The sequence below is a fragment of the Neobacillus drentensis genome (assembly GCF_036962765.1).
In the GTDB taxonomy this organism is placed as follows: Bacteria; Bacillota; Bacilli; order Bacillales; family Cytobacillaceae; genus Neobacillus; species Neobacillus drentensis_C.
Map to the genome: position 1 here is coordinate 1 of NZ_JBALOS010000435.1, position 1717 is coordinate 1717.

At 29.4% G+C, this 1717-nt stretch carries 1 protein-coding gene; it reads right to left on the reverse strand.

Annotated elements, in window-relative coordinates; all coding sequences use genetic code 11:
- Positions 1-24 precede the first annotated feature (24 nt).
- The gene (locus V7137_RS30450) at positions 25-1428 is read right to left on the reverse strand and encodes a hypothetical protein (protein ID WP_335701525.1); all 1404 of its coding nucleotides are present in this window, start codon (positions 1426-1428) and stop codon (positions 25-27) included.
- Positions 1429-1717 lie beyond the last annotated feature (289 nt).

Sequence of the window (1717 nt, forward strand, 5' to 3'; positions counted from 1 at the left end):
ATAACCCTAAGATATGCAGGAATCCTAAGTCAAAATTCCATTCTTCCAAAATCTTAAAAAATTATTGATATCTTGGGGAACAATTTCTTTACACTGTATGGCGTCTTCTTCATTTAACTTATACGGATGAGCACATCTATTTCGAAAATCATCTGTTATTGATTTAATGTTTGATAAATAATCTTTGGAAAGTATATTTGTTTCATTGAAGTTTTGTGTAATAAATTGCTTAAACTCCTGTAGCAACGGACTTTCCTTTATAGTGCGTTTACCAGCGGTATATTCAAGTATCCGAATCATTTGGCCCAAGGTAAATTTTACATCCTCAATATCCTTATTCTTACTTGATAAAATTACTTTGGCAAATTGCTTAGTCTTTTCATTTTCTAAATCTCCTTTTAGAAATCCCTCAAGATCTTCAATCTTTTGATAAATATGAATAGCAAATTGGATAAAAAGTTTTTGAAGAATTTCATTCTCTAAACTTCTGCAGTATTGTAGGATAACTGGTGAATAATCTACATCATTTAATCGACTCATCTGATCAAATAAATATTCAGCTAATGGCAACATTTCCTTACTAAGAGGATCTAGAATATCCCAATTTTCAATTAAGTCTTTTAATAATTCTTCATAATCTTTAATATCCTGGCCAAGTGATAACTTTAATGGAGTTATTTTTCTATCAATCTTTTTATAGATTAGGTTGAGTTTATCTTCTTCATTTCTTCGAGTTCTTTTGATTGTTTCAATATCATATTGAAGGTTTTGTATTACCGTTAAAATGGTGTCAATTTTATTTTCTATCCGATTAAGTTGTTGTACAATGCCTGAGAGAATCTGGAATATTGTCTTTTCGCTTTTATAGGTTAGAAATTGTGTTTCGACGGATTGTATTATCTTGGCACCAAACGGAGGGAGGAAAAAAGGTTCTTTACCATTCCCATATAACATAGATTCTTCACGAACAATCCCATAATCATTTTCCCTTGCAAACAATTTTTCAAAAAAGTCACTTAAAATTCTTTCCTCATTAATACCTTTTAAACTAATGCTAGTACAACTTTGACTGTGAAGATTATTAAAAATAATAACAGCAGGAAGCGAATCAGGATGAATTTTAAAGTACTCACAAACAACATCGACTTCATCATCATTTAATTCTGGTTGATACTCTCTACCTTGAATATCTTGGTAATATTCAATATCGGCCCTTTGTAACCAGTTTAGTGGATTATCTAATACAAAAAGGATTGCATTTGGTTTTTTAGATAAGTAATGTAAGTGATTAAATTCTTTCAAGATATAATTTCTAAAGATTTTATGCTGCTTCTTATAAAGTATGAAGGTAAAGAAGTTCGGATTGAGTCTTAAAATTTCATTACTATTTGTTAATATATCACTCAGTTTTTTAACCGGATATCCCATCTCTTAAACCTCTCCCTTTATGTATAAGATATTTTTTTCAATATTATCAATTAATACTATTATAAAACATTTATGCTGTAAAACGTTGTCGTTTTATCTATTAATAGATTAATAATTGACTACGTAATTAAACTGGGAATTATTCAGGGCTGACATCCCGGGAAATTAATTGTTTATTAGAGGAAGGATTTTTGAATAATAAAGGGAAAACTATGTCGTTGAAATTCGTTACGTTTATTCTTTAATAGACCATACAAAACAGGTGAACAAATTTAATAAAGGGCTGAAA

Bases quoted from the DNA above. Each gene is read 5' to 3' on its own strand.
- V7137_RS30450 (WP_335701525.1), bottom strand. From the start codon at position 1,428: ATGGGATATCCGGTTAAAAAACTGAGTGATATATTAACAAATAGTAAT.